Source organism: Nocardioides sp. Z24_21, assembly GCF_058134345.1.
The window spans coordinates 29,363-45,167 of record NZ_JBYTTH010000004.1 but is presented as its reverse complement, the minus strand read 5'-3'; the positions used below and the strand labels follow the sequence as shown (position 1 = coordinate 45,167).

Here is a 15,805-nt window from a genome sequence, read left to right as displayed (position 1 = left end):
CACTAGCCTCGCTGCGTGACGCCGGACGTGATCGTGGTCGACCACCACGACTCCTACACGTGGAACCTGGTGCACCTCCTCGCGCGGGTGAGCGGCGTCCTGCCGCGCGTGGTGCAGCACGACGAGGTGACGCCCGGCGAGGTGCTGCGGCACTCGCACGTCGTGCTGTCCCCGGGGCCGGGCCATCCAGCCCAGCGCGCCGACTTCTCGGTCGGCACCGCGGTGCTGCGTGACGCCTCGCGCCCCGTGCTCGGCGTCTGCCTCGGCATGCAGGGGCTGGTCACGGCGTACGGCGGCACGGTGGGGCGGCTGGCCCCGGCGCACGGGGACGTCGCGGCCGTGCGGCACGACGGCGCGGGCGTCTTCGCCGGGCTGCCGCAGGGCTTCGCCGCGGTGCGCTACCACTCGCTGGGGGCGGTCGAGCTGCCCGAGGGGCTGGTGGCGACCGCGTGGAGCGAGGACGGCGTGGTGATGGGCGTACGCCACGAGGCCCTGCCCCTGGAGGGCGTGCAGTTCCACCCCGAGTCGGTGCTGTCGGCGCACGGCGAGGACATCGTGCGGAACTTCCTCCGATGAGCGAGCCCGTCGCCTTCTTCCGCGAGGTCGCGGACGCGCACCGGCGCTGCTTCTGGCTCGACGGCGGCGGCGCGCGCGAGTGGTCGGGGCGCCGCTCCATCATCGGCTGGCTCGACGACGACGACGTGTCGCTCTCGTGGTCGGCGACCAGGCGCGAGGTGACCCTGCACTCCGCCGGCCGCGCCGAGGTCGTCGGCGACGACGTCTTCGCCGTCCTCGAGGAGCGCATCGCGCCGGGCGAGCAGTGGTTCGGCTACCTCGGCTACGCCTCCCGCACCGACCTGCCCGCCACCCCCGACCCCCTGCTCCCCGACGCCGTCTGGATGCGCCCCCGCTCGGTCCGGGTGTTCGACCACCCGCCGCCGGGGCCGTCGTCGTCGGAGTCCCCGCTCGAGCGGGGACTCGGACACTTGGAGGGGGTTGCAACCCCCTCCAAGTGTCAGACTCCCCCGCCAAGTCCGGTCCCGGCCGCCGGCCCGACCGCCCCGCCCACCGCGTACGCCGACGCGTACGCGCGCGTCCAGGAGCACCTGCACGCGGGCAACTCCTACGAGGTCAACCTCACCCACCGGATCTCCCGCACGTCCGACCTGGACCCCGTGTCGGCCTACCTCCGCCTGCGTCGGCTCAACCCCGCGCCCTACAGCGGCTTCCTCCAGCACGACGTCGCCGGCGCGCGGGCGTGGCTGCTGTCGAGCTCGCCGGAGAGGTATGCCCTCGTGGGCGCGGACCGGCACCTGGAGACCAAGCCGATCAAGGGCACCACCCCGCGCGGCGCCACGGCCGAGGAGGACGAGCACCACCGCGAGCGGCTGGCCCGCGACCCGAAGACGCGCGCGGAGAACCTGATGATCGTCGACCTGCTGCGCAACGACCTGTCCCAGGTCTGCGAGGTCGGGTCGGTCGAGGTGCCGGCGCTGATGCAGGTCGAGTCCTACGAGTCGGTGCACCAGCTGGTGTCGACGGTCCGCGGGCGCCTGCGCGACGACGTGTCGACGGTCGCCGCGCTGCGGGCGCTCTTCCCGGCGGGCTCGATGACGGGCGCTCCCAAGCTGCGCACGATGCAGGTGATCGAGGAGGTCGAGTCGACCCCGCGCGGGGCGTACGCCGGCGCGTTCGGCTGGATCAGCGCTGACGGCCCGGCCGACCTCGGGGTCGTCATCCGGTCGCTGACGACCGACGGCGGCGGCACCTGGACGCTCGGCACCGGGGGAGCCATCACGGTGCGGTCCGACCTCGCCGAGGAGTGGGCGGAGGCGGGGTGGAAGGCCGAGCGGCTGCTGCGCGTCTTCGACGCCCCGCCTGCCTGAGCCCGACCCCGGGGGACGAGCGGCGAGTCAGGTGCGCGCCACTGAGACGCCGGGCACCCACAGCGAGAAGCGGGCACCGCCGCCGGGGGCCTCGGAGACCTGGATCTGGCCGCCGTGGCGGTCGACCACCTGTCGCACGATGGCCAGGCCGAGGCCGGAGCCGGGCATCGCGCGCGACTCCTCCGAGCGGTAGAAGCGCTCGAAGACGTGCGGCCGGTCGGCCTCCGCGACGCCGCTGCCCTGGTCGTCGACGGTGAGGACGCCGTCGATGAGCCGGACCGTCACGGTGCCGTCCGGGGGGCTCCACTTGGCGGCGTTGTCGAGCAGGTTGGTCACCGCGCGCTCCAGGCTGCTGGCGTCGCCGACGACGGGCCACGCCTCGAGATCGACGTCGAACGACACGCCCTGGGCGCGACGGCGCACGCGGGTCACCGCGCGCTCCACGACCTCGGCGAGGTCGACCTCGGCGACCACCCGGGTGGTGGGCTCGTCGCGGGCGAGCTCGACGAGGTCGCCGACGAGCGCGCTCAGCTCCTCGATCTGGCCGCGGACGTCGTCGAGCAGCTCGAGGCGCGCCTCGGCGGGCAGCGCCGAGTTGCCCTCGGCCTGGCGCAGCAGGTCGAGGTTGGTGCGTAGCGACGTGAGCGGCGTACGCAGCTCGTGGCTCGCGTCGGCGACCAGCCGGCGCTGCCGGTCCCGCGAGGCGCCGAGCGCCAGCAGCATGTGGTTGAAGGCGGTGGAGAGGCGGGCGACCTCGTCGTCGCCCTCCACCGGCAGCGGGGTGAGGTCCTCGGTCATCGCGATCCGCTCGACCGCTGAGGTGAGCCGGCGCACCGGTCTGAGCCCGTTGCTCGCGACCAGCCAGCCCGCCAGCAGCGCCGCCAGCACGCCGAGCGCGCCGAAGACGAACAGCACCCCGCTGAGCTTCTCGAGCGTGCGGTCGTTGGGCGCGAGCGGCTGCGCCAGGATCAGCGCGGCGCCGTTGTTGGCCTGCACGGTCGCCACCCGGAACCGCTCGCCCTCGGTCGTGACGAGGGTGCGCACCGACGACTTGCGCTGTCCGGTCGCGACCTCGTACTCCGGGCGGCCGAGGGTGAAGTCGGGGACGTCGTCGCCGGTCACCGTGCGTCCCTCGGCGGTGACGAAGATGATCCGCACGTCGGCCGCGCCGAGCATCCAGGCGGGCGCGCCCGACGCGGTGATGTTGGACAGCGTCGTGAACGCGGTGGCCTTGTGCGCGCGGTTGAGCAGCGACTGGTCGAGCGAGCTCATCATCTGCTGGCGCATCACCACGAACGCGGTGAACGCCATCAGCGCGATCGACAGGCCCAGCGCGACGGTGGTCAGCACGGCCACCCGCGAGGCCAGCGACCTGCGGTAGTGCCAACGCCCGTCGGAGCGGGTGGTGCTCGCGCCTGGGGTGCTCATGCGGGGTCCCCGCGGCGTTGTTCGGGGGAGCGCAGCGGAGGAGAGGAACGTCGTGGGGTGTTCATGCGGGGTCCCCGCGGCGTTGTTCGGGGGAGCGCAGCGGAGGAGAGGAACGTCGTGGGGTGCTCATGCTTCCTTCAGGACGTAGCCGACGCCGCGCACGGTCTGGATCAGCCGTGGCTCGCCCGCCGCCTCGGTCTTGCGGCGCAGGTAGCCCACGTAGACCTCGAGCGAGTTGGCGCTGGTCGGGAAGTCGTAGCCCCAGACCTCCTCCAGGATGAACGAGCGGTCGAGCACCCGGCGCGGGCGGCGCATGAACATCTCGAGCAGGGTGAACTCGGTGCGGGTCAGCTCGATCGGGCGCCCGCCGCGCGAGACGTCGCGGCTGGCGACGTCCATGGTGAGGTCGGAGAACGTCAGCACCTCGCTCGCCGCGTCGCCGTCGGGCACCACGCGCCGCAGCAGCGCGCGCAGGCGTGCCAGCAGCTCCTCGAGCGCGAACGGCTTGGTGAGGTAGTCGTCGGCGCCGGCGTCGAGGCCCTCGACCCGGTCGCCCACCGCGTCGCGCGCGGTCAGCACCAGGATCGGCACGTCGTTGCCGGCGGCGCGCAGCGCGCGCGTCGTCTCGATGCCGTCGAGCCGCGGCATCATCACGTCGACGACCACCACGTCGGGCTGGTGCGACCCGACCGCCACGAGCCCCTCGGCGCCGTCGGCGGCGAGCACCACGTCGTAGCCGTTGAACTCCAGCGACCGGCGCAGCGAGTCGCGCACGGCGCGGTCGTCGTCGACGACCAGCACGCGGGGCCTGGACTCACTCACGTCGCAAGGATGCCACCGCCCCTGAAGCCACGCTGAGGAGCGCGCGCGGGTCAGGCGTATCGGGCCGCGACCGCCCCGGCGCGGGCGCCGTAGCCGCCGCCGAACATGCACGCGTGCACGAGCAGCGGGAACAGCTGGTGGATCCCGAGCCGGTCCTCCCAGCCATCGGCCAGCGGACGCGCCTCGTCGTACGCCGCCATCACCCGCGGCAGGTGGGTGAGCCCGAAGAGGTGCAGCATGGCCAGGTCGAGCTCGCGGTGCCCGCCGTGGGCCGCCGGGTCGATGACGTGGATGGCGAGGTCCTGGCCCCACAGGCAGTTGCCGTTCCACAGGTCGCCGTGCAGCCGGGCGGGCTCCTCCTCCGGCAGCAGGCTGCTCAGCCGGCCGATCACCGCCTCGACGTTGGCGGCGTCGGTGTCGGTGATCGCCCCGCGGTCGCGGGCGAGCTTGAGGTAGGGCAGCACGCGGCGCACGGCGTAGAACTCCGCCCACGAGTCGGCGGTCCTGTTGGGCAGCGGGAGCCGGCCGATGAAGCCGTCGTGGTCGAGGCCCCAGCCGTCGGCGCCCGCGGCGTGCGTCACGGCGAGCTGCTGGCCGAACGTGACGGCCGCCTCGACCGGCGTCTTGGCGCTCTGCTCCACCCAGGCCAGCACCAGGCAGTCGGGCGCCGCGGCCAGCAGCTCGGGCACCGGCACCCCGCCCTCGACCTCGCCCAGCCACCGCAGGCCCGCGGCCTCTGCCTCGAAGAAGCCCTCGGGCGCGTGCGGCAGCGTCTTCATCAGCGCGGTCTGCCCGTTGGACAGTCGCAGCCGCGTCGCGGTGGCGATGTCGCCGCCCGCCACGGGCGAGGTCGCGACCACGGCCGTGCCGAGGAGCTCCTCGGCACGCCTGGCGACCAGCGGCTGGCGAGCCATCAGGCCCTGCCCCCGCCCGCCGGGTCGCTCCTCTGGTCGCTCGTCTGGTCGGGGTCGAGGGCTCGGGGGAGGGCCGCCACGATCGCATCGCTCGTGCGCTCGACCATCGCCAGCACCTCCTCGAACCCGTCGTCACCACCGTAGTACGGGTCCGGGACCTCACCACCCGGATCGACCGGATCGAAGTCGCGGAACAGGCCCACGCGGTCGGTGCGCCCACCCACGTCGGCCAGGTTGGCCTCGTCCATGACGAGCACGAGGTCGTACGCCTCGGGCCAGGTGGCGTCGTACTGCCGGGCGCGGTGCCGGCTGGCGTCGTAGCCCGCCGCCGTCAGCGTGGCCGCGGCGCGCGGGTCCATCGGGTGGCCGACGTGCCAGTCGCCGGTGCCCGAGGAGGCCACCTCCACCCGGTCGTCGAGTCCGGCGTCGGCCAGCCGGGCCTCGAGCACGACGTGGGCGGTGGGCGAGCGGCAGATGTTGCCCAGGCAGACGAGGGCGATCCGGTAGCGACCGGGACGGCGGGCGGGCGGGAGTGCGGGCACCCGCATCAGTCCAGCGCCGGCAGCGCGGCCCGCACGCCCCAGCCGACGACCGTCACGATGACCGAGCCGACCAGCGCGCTCCAGAAGCCGTCGACGTGGAAGCCGAGGTCGAAGGCGCCGGCGAGCCTGGCGGTGAGCATGAGCATCAGCGCGTTGATCACGAGCAGCAGGAAGCCCAGCGTCAGGATGATGAACGGCAGCGAGAGCAGCTTGACGACGGGCTCCACGAACGTCGAGACGAGGCCGAGGATCACGGCCACGAGGAGCAGCGGCAGGATCTTCTCCTGCAGCTGGGCCTGGCCGCTGTCGGGTCCGTCGAACCAGATTCCCTTCAGCATCCAGGCGGCGACGGCCAGCCCGGCGGCGTAGGTGAGCAACCACGTCACGAAGCGCATGCCGACGACCCTAGCCAACCCGTGTGGGCCGGGGAGGGCCTCCGTCCCCGTTACCCTCGCCGTCGTGGTGACCATCGGAGGGGTGGGCGTGATGGCGCTCGGCGCGCTGGCCGCCGCGGTCGTCGCCCTCCTCGTCGCCCTCGCGGTCCGTCCGCTGCTGGGCACCGCGTCGGCGGTGTCGTTCGCCGGGCTGTCCTGGTCGCTGGTGGTGATCGCCCTGGTCACCCTCGTGCCGACCCGACCGGACGTGGGGATCGTGCCGGCGGAGGGCCGCAGCGAGGCGTGCTCGTGGGACTACGGCGGGCCCTCGGGGGCGGCGTTCGAGGTGTTCGGCCTCGACCAGCGCACCCTCAACGTGCTGCTCTTCGTGCCCGCCGCGGTGTTCCTCGTGCTGGCGGTCTGCCGCTGGTGGGCAGGTCTCGTGCTCGCACCGCTCGGTCTGGCCGGCCTGGCCGCCTACAGCCTCGTCATCGAGATGGTCCAGCTGCAGCTCGCCCGCCTCGACCGGGCCTGCGACGTGACCGACATCGTCGACAACGTGCTGGGAGCCGGCATCGGCTTCGTGGTCGGTGTGGTGCTCCTCCCGGTGGTGCGGCCCTGGCGGGGCCGCCGCCGACCGGAGCCGAGGCCGGCTCACTAGGGTGCGGGGCATGCCCTCCACCCCCGCCGACACCCCCGCCGAGTCCCCCCGGCCGCGGCCCAACGTGCTCGCGATCCCCACCTACGTCGCCGGCAAGCCGCCCGTCGCGCGGGCCGGGCTGGCGTCCTACAAGCTCTCGTCCAACGAGAACCCCTACCCGCCGCTGCCCGGCGTGCTGGACGCGGCGACCGAGGCCGCCGCGCAGATGCACCGCTATCCCGACATGGGCAGCACGGCGCTCTATGCGGCGCTCGGCGAGGCGATGGGCGTCCCGGTCGAGGACCTGGCCGTGGCGACGGGATCGGTGGCGCTGATCTACCAGCTCGTCCACACGTTCTGCGAGCCCGGCGACGAGGTCGTCTACGCCTGGCGCTCCTTCGAGGCCTACCCGATCGCCGTCACCGCCGGCGGCGCCACGAGCGTGCAGGTGCCGGTGACCGCGGACGGTCGCCACGACCTCGACGCGATGGCCGCCGCGATCACCGACCGCACCAGGTTCGTGCTGGTCTGCACGCCCAACAACCCCACCGGCCCGGCGGTGACGCAGACCGAGCTGGACGCGTTCATCGCGAGGGTCCCGCCGCACGTCGTCGTGGTGGTCGACGAGGCCTACCTCGAGTTCGTGCGGATGGACGACCCAGTCGACGGCCTCGCGACCTACCGCCGACACGACAACGTGGTGCTGACCCGCACCTTCTCCAAGGCCTATGGGCTGGCCGGCTTCCGGGTCGGGTACGCCGTCGCTCCCGCACCGCTGGCGGGCGCCCTGCGCGCGGTGTCGCTGCCGTTCGGCGTCAGCCACGTCGCCCAGGCCGCCGCCATCGCGTCCCTGGAGGCGCAGGCCGAGCTGCTCGAGCGCGTCGACGACCTCGTGGCCCGACGCGCCGACCTCGTGACGCGGCTGCGCGAGGTGGGCTGGGAGCTCCCCGACGCCCAGGGCAACTTCGTCTGGCTCCCGCTGGGCGAGCGGGCGCTCGACTTCGCCGCGGCCTGCGGCGAGCAGGGGATCTCGGTGCGTCCCTTCGCCGGCGACGGCGTGCGCGTGAGCATCGGCGAGCAGGAGGGCCTCGACCGCGTCGTCGAGGTCGCCGCCCGCTTCGCGCCCGCCTGAGCGACCCGTGGACGCGCGGACCTCGCTCGCCCCGTCCCGCCCCGTTCAGGCGTGGGGTGGCGGAGGGGTGCCGGGCAGGGTCCGCGCGCCTGCGTCCGGGGTCCGGTCCATGCCCCGGAAGGACGGCACCCGCGTCGGTGCCATCGTGGTCAGGGCGTAGACCGCGCCGGCGACCAGCAGGGCGGGGGAGATGCCGAGCCCCGCGACCGCGAGGCCGCCCAGCACGCCGCCCAGGGGCATCAGCGACCAGCAGATCGCGGTGTTGAGCGACGACACCCGTCCCACCAGGGGTGCCGGGATCCGCTCGAGGATCACTGCTCCGAGGATCGGGTTGAGGCAGCCCGACGCCACGCCGGCGACGGCCGTGACGGCGAAGACCAGCCACAGCGGCGACTCCAGCGCCAGCACCGACGTAGCGCGGGGCACCGGCGACGAGGAACGCGATGACGTACGTCCGGTAGCGCGGCAGCGTCTCGCCCCAGCGTGCCGCGGCGAGTGCGCCCAGCACCGAGGCACCGCTCATCACCGCGAAGAGCGTGCCGAGCACCGCCACCCCCGCCCCGGACTCCTTCGCCCAGACGGGCGCGAGGACCGCCGCGTAGGCCTGGTCGACGAGGTTGGTGACCGCGACCATCGCGCAGATGGCGATCAGCACCGGCTCGGTGCGCAGGAAGTCCCAGCCCTGCCGCAGCGCCCGGCCGTAGGACGTGGCGTCGGCCTCGGCGTCGGCGGCCCCGGGCCGGCCGAGACCCGAGGTGACGACGGCGAAGACGACGAAGGAGACCAGGAAGGACGCGGCGTCGACGTAGAGCGCGTCGGCGGCGCCGACGCTCGCGACGAGCAGTCCCGCCAGCGCCGCGCCGGCCATGGTGGAGGTGCGCTCGACCGCGCTCGCGAGCCCGGCCACCCGCTCCAGGGACCAGCCGGCGACGCGGGCGATCTCGGGGCTCATCGCCGCCTTGCCCGCATCGCCCGGGCCGCGCAGCGCGCCCGCGACCGCGACCAGGGCCAGGAGCGTCGGGAAGCCGAGCAGCCCGAGCCCGTGCAGCAGGGGAATCGCGGCCACCACGACGGCGGACAGCAGGTCGCACGCCAGGGTCACGCGGCGCGGGCCCACCCGATCGAGCAGCGGTCCGCCCAGTGCCTTGAAGAGGACCAGTGGCGTGATCTCGGCCGCGGCGACCAGACCGGTCTGCGTGGCGGAGCCCGTCGTCGAGAGCACGAACCAGGGGATCGCGATCATCGAGATGCGCGTGCCGACGAACGAGATCCCCTCCGCCGCGAGCCAACCGACGAGCGGCGTACGACGGGTGGTCGGCGCGGTCACGACCCGCCCCACCGCTGCCCGGGCCGCGGGAAGGCGTTGAGGTTGACCACGAACGCCGCGGCGTCGTCGCCGTCGGACTCGTCGGTCTCCTCGATGAGGGAGGTGAGCGACTGCACGAGCCGCTGCGCCTGCGCCGGGGTCAGGCTCAGCTCCCAGTCGCTCAGCGTGCCGATGTGCCGCCACTGCGGCGGGAGGGCGGCCATCTCGGCGATCGCAGCCCGCATGCGGTCGACGTAGAGCAGTGCCACGGTGGTGAGGTAGGCCTCGACGTCGCTGTCGACGACGCCCTCCGCGCGCAACTCCGTGCGGGTGCTGTCGTGGGCCGCTCGCCACCAGCGGTCGCGGCCGTTGCCGCGCTCGGCGTCCTCCTCGATGAAGCCGTGCCGCGCGAGCTGGCGCAGGTGGTAGGACGTGGCTCCGGTGTTGAGGTCCAGGCGCCGCGCCAGCGTCGTCGCCGTGGCGGGCCCGTCGCTGCGCAGCAGACCGAGCATCCGCAGGCGTAGGGGGTGGCTCAGGGCCCGGAGCCCCGCGATGTCGGGCGAGATGGAGGACGACACCGCTGCACCGTAAACTGCCAACGACCCTTTGCAAAGGGTTGTTGGGGGATCGGTGCGGGTTATGGTTGAAGAATGAACGACACGGCGACCTACACGACCAAGGGCAAGCCCTTCGAGCGGGACATGTCCTACCTCCCGGACCGCGTGCTGGCCGGCGAGCGGTCCGCCGATCCACTCGACGACACGTTCCCCAGCGGGTCGAAGGACAGCCCGCGCGACGTCCCGGTCTGGAAGGCCGAGCCCGGCCGCTACCGGCTCATCGCCGCCCGGGCGTGCCCCTGGGCGCACCGCTCGATCATCGTCCGCTCGCTCCTGGGCCTGGAGGACGCCATCTCGTGGGGGGCTCCCGGTCCCACTCACGACGCGCGCAGCTGGACGTTCGACCTCGACGAGGGCGGGCGCGACCCGGTCCTCGGCATCGAGCGCCTGCAGGAGGCCTACTTCGCCCGTGAGCCCGACTACCCCCGCGGCATCACGGTGCCGGCCATCGTCGAGGTCGAGTCGGGCAAGGTCGTCACCAACGACTTCCCGCAGATCACCCACGACCTGTCCTTCGAGTGGCGCGAGCACCAGCGCGCCGACGCCCCCGACCTGTGGCCCGCGGACGTCCGCGAGGAGATGGAGTCGGTGATGAGGCGCGTCTTCACCGAGGTCAACAACGGCGTCTACCGGTGTGGCTTCGCCGGCTCCCAGGGGGCGTACGAGGACGCGTACGACCGGCTGTTCACCGCGCTCGACTGGCTCGAGGACCGGCTGGCCGAGCGCCGCTACCTGATGGGCGACGCCATCACCGAGGCCGACGTGCGGCTGTTCACCACCCTGGTGCGCTTCGACGCCGTCTACCACGGGCACTTCAAGTGCAACCGCAACAAGCTCACCGAGATGCCCCACCTGTGGGGCTACGCCCGCGACCTCTTCCAGACGCCCGGGTTCGGCGACGAGGTCGACTTCGACCAGATCAAGAAGCACTACTACGTGGTGCACACCGACATCAACCCGACACAGATCGTGCCGGTCGGGCCCGACGAGTCGGGCTGGCTGACCCCGCACGGCCGCGGCTGACGGGCGCCTCCGACTTCGGTAGGCGCGGTCTGGTCCGGTCACCGGCGCCGGCTCCTCCGGTGACGGACCCGATTGGTGCTGTCCGGGCCCCGGCCGATACGTTGAGCCCCACCATGTGGTCGGGGTCACACACGCCCGCGACCACACTGTGAGCGTCGGCGTCCGGCGATCCCGAGACCGCCGCTGCCCGATTGTGAGGAGAGTGCGTTGTCCGATCCTGTGAGCTTCGGCCCCGACCTTGCGGAGGTCTTCGGACCGTCCCAGTCCGACGGTGGCGCCGACCTCGTCCAGCTGCTCACGCCCGAGGGCGAGCGCGTGCACCACCCCGAGTTCGACCACGACTTCTCCGCCGAGGAGCTGCGCGGGCTCTACCGCGACATGGTGCTGACCCGGCGCATCGACGTCGAGGCCACCGCGCTCCAGCGCCACGGCGAGCTCGGCATCTGGGCCCAGCTGCTCGGCCAGGAGGCCGCGCAGATCGGCGCCGGCCGCGCGCTGCGTCCCCAGGACTACGTCTTCCCGACCTACCGCGAGCACGGCGTGGCCTACTGCCGCGGCGTCGACCCGCTGCGGCTGCTCGGGCTGTTCCGCGGCGTCGACCAGGGCGGCTGGGACCCCAACGAGAACAACTTCGGCCTCTACACGATCGTCATCGGCGCGCAGACCCTCCACGCCACCGGCTACGCGATGGGCATGCAGCGCGACGGCGTCGTCGGCACCGGCGACCCCGAGCGCGACGCGGCGGTGATCGCCCACTTCGGCGACGGTGCGTCCTCCCAGGGCGACGTCAACGAGGCGTTCATCTTCGCCGCCTCCTACAACGCCCCCGTGGTGTTCTTCTGCCAGAACAACCAGTGGGCCATCTCCGAGCCGATCGAGCGCCAGACGCGCATCCCGCTCTACCAGCGCGCGCTGGGCTTCGGCTTCCCGGGCATCCGCGTCGACGGCAACGACGTGCTGGCGACGTACGCCGTCACCAAGGCCGCGCTGCAGCGGGCCCGCGAGGGCAACGGCCCGTCGTTCGTCGAGGCCTACACCTACCGGATGGGCGCGCACACCACCACCGACGACCCGACCCGCTACCGCCTCAACGACGAGCTCGAGCACTGGAAGCTCAAGGACCCGATCGAGCGGCTCAAGGTCTACCTGCGCCGCAACGGCCTGGTCGACCAGCAGTTCTTCGACGACCTCGACGCCGAGGCCAAGGAGCTGGGCCACCACCTCCGCGAGGGCTGCAAGGCGCTGCCCGACCCCAAGCCGCTCGACCAGTTCGACTACGTCTTCGCCGAGATGACCGACGAGATCGCCGCCCAGCGCGACCAGTTCGCCGCCTACCTCGCGTCGTTCGAGGGCTCTGCCGTAGGAGGGCACTCATGAGCACACAGAAGATCACCCTCGCCAAGGGCCTCAACATGGGCCTGCGCAAGGCGATGGAGGACGACGACAAGGTCCTGCTCATGGGCGAGGACGTCGGCAAGCTCGGCGGCGTCTTCCGCATCACCGACGGCCTGCAGAAGGACTTCGGCGAGGACCGCGTCATCGACAGCCCGCTCGCGGAGTCCGGCATCGTCGGCACCGCGGTCGGCATGGCGCTGCGCGGCTACCGCCCGGTCGTCGAGATCCAGTTCGACGGGTTCGTCTACCCCGCCTACGACCAGATCGTGTGCCAGGTCGCGAAGTACACCTACCGCTCGCAGGGCAAGGTGCGGATGCCGATCGTCATCCGCATCCCGTTCGGCGGCGGCATCGGTGCGGTCGAGCACCACTCCGAGAGCCCGGAGGCGCAGTTCGCGCACACGCCCGGGCTCAAGGTCGTCGCCTGCTCCAACCCGGTCGACGGCTACTGGATGATCCAGCAGGCCATCGCCCACGACGACCCGGTGATCTTCCTCGAGCCCAAGCGGCAGTACCACGCCGACAAGGCCGAGCTCGACGAGTCCGCGACCCCCGAGCCGCTGTTCACCTCCCGCGTCGTCCGCGCCGGGTCGGACGCGACGGTGCTGGCCTACGGCCCGACGGTGAAGACCGCGCTCAAGTGCGCCGAGGCCGCCGCGTCCGAGGGCCGCAGCCTCGAGGTGATCGACCTGCGCACGCTCTCGCCGCTCGACATGGGCCCGGTCTACGAGTCCGTACGCCGCACCGGCCGGTGCGTGGTCACCCACGAGGCCCACGTCAACCTCGGCATGGGTGCCGAGCTCGCGGCCCGGGTCACCGAGGAGTGCTTCTACTCCCTCGAGGCCCCGGTGCTCCGCGTCGGCGCGTTCGACATGCCCTACCCGCCCTCGCGGATCGAGGAGGAGTACCTCCCCGACCTCGACCGCGTGCTCGACGCCGTCGACCGCACCTTCGCGTACTGAGAGGAACGACGTGTCCGAATTCCTTCTCCCCGACGTCGGCGAGGGCCTGACCGAGGCAGAGATCGTGGCCTGGAAGGTCAACGTCGGCGACACCATCGAGATCAACGACGTGATCGTCGAGATCGAGACCGCCAAGTCGCTCGTCGAGCTCCCGTCGCCGTTCGAGGGCACCGTGCTGTCGCTCCTCGTGGCCGAGGGCGAGACCGTGCCGGTCGGCACGCCGATCATCGCGATCGGCGTCGAGGGCGAGGCGCCCGCGCCGTCCGCCCCGGTGTCGTCGGGCGCCTCGGCGCCCGCCGAGCAGACCGAGTCCGACCCCTACCTGGGCATGGCCGAGAAGGCCGGCGCCAAGGAGGCCGACGCCGCCGAGATCGACCTGTCCAACCCGGCTGCGTCCGGCTCGATGGAGGGCGCGTCCCTCGTCGGCCGGATCAAGGCCGACCGGGGCCCGATGCGCCGCGCCCGCCGCGGCTCGGCGTCGCCGAGCACCGTCGCCGGCGCGCAGACCCAGATGCAGGTCCAGGGCGCGTTCGCCCCGGGCGGTGCGCAGTCCGACGAGGTGATGCCGGCCGACGAGACCCCGGTGCCCGCCGTCGACCAGCGCCCCGCGCCGGCCGCGGCGCCCGCCGAGGCGCTCGTCCCGCCGGCCGCGCAGGCCGCGCCCGGCGACGTACGCGCCCTCGCGAAGCCGCCGGTGCGCAAGCTCGCCAAGGACCTCGGCGTCGACCTGTCCCTGCTGGTCGGCTCCGGCCCGGCCGGGTCGATCACCCGCGACGACGTGCAGAGGGCCGCCAACGGCTCGGCTCCCGCCGCTGCGTCATCCGTGCCCGCACCCACGGGCGCGCCGTCGTACGACGCACCGCGCGAGCGCGAGACCCGCGAGCCGATCAAGGGCGTACGCAAGATGATGGCGGCGGCGATGAGCCGCTCCGCCTTCACCAGCCCGCACGTCACCGAGTGGGTCACCGTCGACGTGACCGCCGCGATGCAGCTCGTGGCTCGGCTCAAGGCGCGCCCGGAGTTCCGCGACACCCGGGTCAGCCCGCTCCTCGTGCTCGCCCGCGCCGCCGTCCTCGCGATCAAGCGCACCCCGGAGATCAACTCCTACTGGGACGACGACGCCCAGGAGGTCGTGCTCAAGCACTACGTCAACCTCGGCGTCGCGGCCGCCACCCCGCGTGGCCTGGTGGTGCCCAACGTCAAGGACGCCGACTCGCTCTCGATGGTCGAGCTGGCGCAGGCGCTCGGCGAGCTCACCGCCACCGCCCGCGAGGGGAAGACCCAGCCGGCCGAGATGGCCGGCGGCACCTTCACGATCACCAACGTCGGCGTCTTCGGCGTCGACGCCGGCACGCCGATCATCAACCCCGGCGAGTCGGCGATCCTCTGCTTCGGTGCGGTCAACAAGCGCCCGTGGGTCGACGAGGAGACCGGCGAGATCGTGGTCCGCGACGTCACCACGCTGGCGCTGTCCTTCGACCACCGCCACATCGACGGCGAGAAGGGCTCCCGCTTCCTCGCCGACGTCGCGGGGCTGATGCACGACCCCGGCACCGCCCTCCTCTTCTGACGCTCAACCGGGGTCGAGTGGGCTTGTCCTGACGTTCAACCGACGTCGAGTGGGCGCATCCTGACGACAGGACGCGCCGACTCGAGCCTGTATCGCGGTCAGAACGAGCCCACTCGACGTGATTCGGCGGTCAGAACGAGCCGCCTCGACGTGTTTACGCGGTCAGGACGAGCCGCCTCGACGTGATTGGGCGGTCAGGACGAGCCGCCTCGAGCCTGTTTGTGCGTCACCGGGAGTGCCAGGCTGCGAGCACCTCGGCCTCGCGCTCGGCCGTCAGGGCGGTGACGGGGGAGTCGAGGCATGCCGGAGCCGTCTCCGAGGGCGGTCGCAGCCGGAGCCCGGCCGCCACGGCGGGGCCGGGGTCGTGGGCCAGCATCCCGGCGTACTCCGGTCGCGGCAGCCACAACGGCAGCGAGCCCTCGCCGGCCCACGGCACGACCCCCTGCTCCTCGAGGAACGACGAGTCGACCCAGGTGAGCGAGGGGCCCGGAGCCCCGACGCCGGCCGCCACCTCGCTCAGGAGGTCGCCGAACGCCACCGGCTCGCCGACGGCGTCGTAGGTGTCGGTGGTGCGCGACTCGGCCAGCACCAGCAGCCACGCGGCGAGGTCGCGCACGTCGATCACCTGGACGACGTCCGTCGGCCGGCCGGGTGCCAGCACCTCGTCGCCGCGGGCGAGGCGCTGCGGCCAGTAGGCGAAGCGGCCCGTCGGGTCGCCGGGGCCGACGATCAGTCCGGGCCGCGCGATCACCCACGACGCGGCGCCCGCCTGCACGGCCCGCTCGCACGCGACCTTCATCCCGCCGTAGGCCTCCGGGTCGACCGCGAGGTCCACGTCCTCGTCGATCTGCTCGACCAACGGCTCCATCGCCGGCGACGAGTTGTCGGCGTAGACGTTGACCGTCGAGACGAAGACCCAGTGGGCGGACGACGTCGCCGCCACCGCGCTGCGCACCTGCGAGGGCAGCCGGCCCACGTCGACCACGGCGTCCCAGTCGCCGTCGGCCATCGCCGCCGGGGGAGCGTCGGCCCGGTCGTACGGCAGGTGCGTGGCGCCCTGCGGCACCGGCCCCGACGACCCACGACACGCGCAGGTGACGTCCCACCCCAGCGCCACGGCCCGGGTCGCGACCTCGCGGGACAAGAACCTGGTGCCGCCGAGCACGAGCAACTTCATGAGGTTCACCCCAGCGG

General features: G+C 73.0%; 16 protein-coding genes and 1 pseudogene. 8 read left to right on the top strand and 9 right to left on the bottom strand.

Annotation, left to right across the window (positions count from 1 at the left end):
- Positions 1-15 precede the first annotated feature (15 nt).
- Both AC3X7Z_RS13735 and AC3X7Z_RS13730 read left to right on the top strand, forming a co-directional pair.
- Entirely contained in the window at positions 16-576 is a 561-nt protein-coding gene (locus tag AC3X7Z_RS13735; RefSeq protein WP_489976274.1) for an anthranilate synthase component II, read from the top strand.
- Positions 573-1,886, top strand: a complete 1,314-nt coding sequence (locus AC3X7Z_RS13730) for an anthranilate synthase component I family protein (RefSeq protein WP_489976273.1) — start codon at positions 573-575, stop codon at positions 1,884-1,886. The genes AC3X7Z_RS13735 and AC3X7Z_RS13730 overlap by 4 nt, the downstream gene beginning before the upstream one ends.
- 27 nt (positions 1,887-1,913) lie before the next feature.
- Here the strand turns inward: AC3X7Z_RS13730 and AC3X7Z_RS13725 are convergent, their stop codons facing one another.
- The 5 genes from AC3X7Z_RS13725 to AC3X7Z_RS13705 all read right to left on the bottom strand — a co-directional run bounded on the left by AC3X7Z_RS13725 (position 1,914) and on the right by AC3X7Z_RS13705 (position 5,987).
- A complete protein-coding gene (locus AC3X7Z_RS13725; RefSeq protein ID WP_186339467.1) occupies positions 1,914-3,314 on the bottom strand; it encodes a HAMP domain-containing sensor histidine kinase in 1,401 nt (466 codons plus the stop codon).
- A 126-nt stretch (positions 3,315-3,440) separates the two neighbouring features.
- Entirely contained in the window at positions 3,441-4,136 is a 696-nt protein-coding gene (locus tag AC3X7Z_RS13720; protein ID WP_186339466.1) for a response regulator transcription factor, read from the bottom strand.
- 50 nt (positions 4,137-4,186) lie between these two features.
- Positions 4,187-5,050 carry a fructosamine kinase family protein gene (locus AC3X7Z_RS13715; protein WP_489976272.1) on the bottom strand — a complete coding sequence of 288 codons (864 nt, stop codon included), beginning with the start codon at positions 5,048-5,050 and terminating at the stop codon, positions 4,187-4,189.
- Positions 5,050-5,598, bottom strand: coding sequence for a low molecular weight protein-tyrosine-phosphatase (locus AC3X7Z_RS13710; RefSeq protein ID WP_186339464.1), 549 nt, complete (start codon positions 5,596-5,598; stop codon positions 5,050-5,052). The genes AC3X7Z_RS13715 and AC3X7Z_RS13710 overlap by 1 nt, the downstream gene beginning before the upstream one ends.
- Positions 5,598-5,987 carry a phage holin family protein gene (locus AC3X7Z_RS13705; protein WP_489976271.1) on the bottom strand — a complete coding sequence of 130 codons (390 nt, stop codon included), beginning with the start codon at positions 5,985-5,987 and terminating at the stop codon, positions 5,598-5,600. The genes AC3X7Z_RS13710 and AC3X7Z_RS13705 overlap by 1 nt, the downstream gene beginning before the upstream one ends.
- Before the next feature lie 64 nt (positions 5,988-6,051).
- Between AC3X7Z_RS13705 and AC3X7Z_RS13700 the strand changes: the two genes are divergently transcribed.
- Both AC3X7Z_RS13700 and hisC read left to right on the top strand, forming a co-directional pair.
- Positions 6,052-6,627 (top strand): VanZ family protein, encoded by a 576-nt coding sequence (locus AC3X7Z_RS13700; protein ID WP_186339462.1) that lies wholly within the window; start codon positions 6,052-6,054, stop codon positions 6,625-6,627.
- 10 nt (positions 6,628-6,637) lie between these two features.
- Positions 6,638-7,738, top strand: coding sequence for a histidinol-phosphate transaminase (gene hisC / locus AC3X7Z_RS13695; protein ID WP_489976270.1), 1,101 nt, complete (start codon positions 6,638-6,640; stop codon positions 7,736-7,738).
- Positions 7,739-7,783: 45 nt separating this feature from the next.
- Here hisC and AC3X7Z_RS13690 read toward each other — a convergent pair whose 3' ends face one another.
- The 3 genes and pseudogenes from AC3X7Z_RS13690 to AC3X7Z_RS13680 form a co-directional block, all read right to left on the bottom strand.
- Complete coding sequence (locus AC3X7Z_RS13690) at positions 7,784-8,164, bottom strand: hypothetical protein (protein ID WP_489976269.1); 381 nt, start codon at positions 8,162-8,164, stop codon at positions 7,784-7,786.
- 37 nt (positions 8,165-8,201) lie between these two features.
- Positions 8,202-9,065 (bottom strand): annotated as a pseudogene (locus AC3X7Z_RS13685) (MFS transporter); the annotation flags it as partial.
- Positions 9,062-9,622, bottom strand: a complete 561-nt coding sequence (locus AC3X7Z_RS13680; protein ID WP_489976268.1) for a helix-turn-helix domain-containing protein — start codon at positions 9,620-9,622, stop codon at positions 9,062-9,064. The pseudogene AC3X7Z_RS13685 and the gene AC3X7Z_RS13680, both read right to left, overlap by 4 nt.
- 72 nt (positions 9,623-9,694) lie before the next feature.
- Here AC3X7Z_RS13680 and AC3X7Z_RS13675 point away from each other — a divergent pair, with 72 nt between their 5' ends.
- The 4 genes from AC3X7Z_RS13675 (at position 9,695) to AC3X7Z_RS13660 (ending at position 14,611) form a co-directional block, all read left to right on the top strand.
- Positions 9,695-10,684, top strand: a complete 990-nt coding sequence (locus AC3X7Z_RS13675) for a glutathione S-transferase family protein (protein WP_489976267.1) — start codon at positions 9,695-9,697, stop codon at positions 10,682-10,684.
- Positions 10,685-10,891: 207 nt separating this feature from the next.
- On the top strand, positions 10,892-12,061 hold the full coding sequence (gene pdhA, locus AC3X7Z_RS13670; protein ID WP_186339458.1) for a pyruvate dehydrogenase (acetyl-transferring) E1 component subunit alpha: 1,170 nt from the start codon (positions 10,892-10,894) through the stop codon (positions 12,059-12,061).
- Complete coding sequence (locus tag AC3X7Z_RS13665) at positions 12,058-13,041, top strand: alpha-ketoacid dehydrogenase subunit beta (protein WP_186339457.1); 984 nt, start codon at positions 12,058-12,060, stop codon at positions 13,039-13,041. Before pdhA ends, AC3X7Z_RS13665 begins: the two co-directional genes overlap by 4 nt.
- 10 nt (positions 13,042-13,051) lie before the next feature.
- On the top strand, positions 13,052-14,611 hold the full coding sequence (locus AC3X7Z_RS13660) for a dihydrolipoamide acetyltransferase family protein (protein ID WP_186339456.1): 1,560 nt from the start codon (positions 13,052-13,054) through the stop codon (positions 14,609-14,611).
- A 226-nt stretch (positions 14,612-14,837) separates the two neighbouring features.
- Here AC3X7Z_RS13660 and AC3X7Z_RS13655 read toward each other — a convergent pair whose 3' ends face one another.
- Positions 14,838-15,788, bottom strand: a complete 951-nt coding sequence (locus AC3X7Z_RS13655; protein WP_489976266.1) for an NAD-dependent epimerase/dehydratase family protein — start codon at positions 15,786-15,788, stop codon at positions 14,838-14,840.
- Between the last annotated feature and the right edge of the window lie 17 nt (positions 15,789-15,805).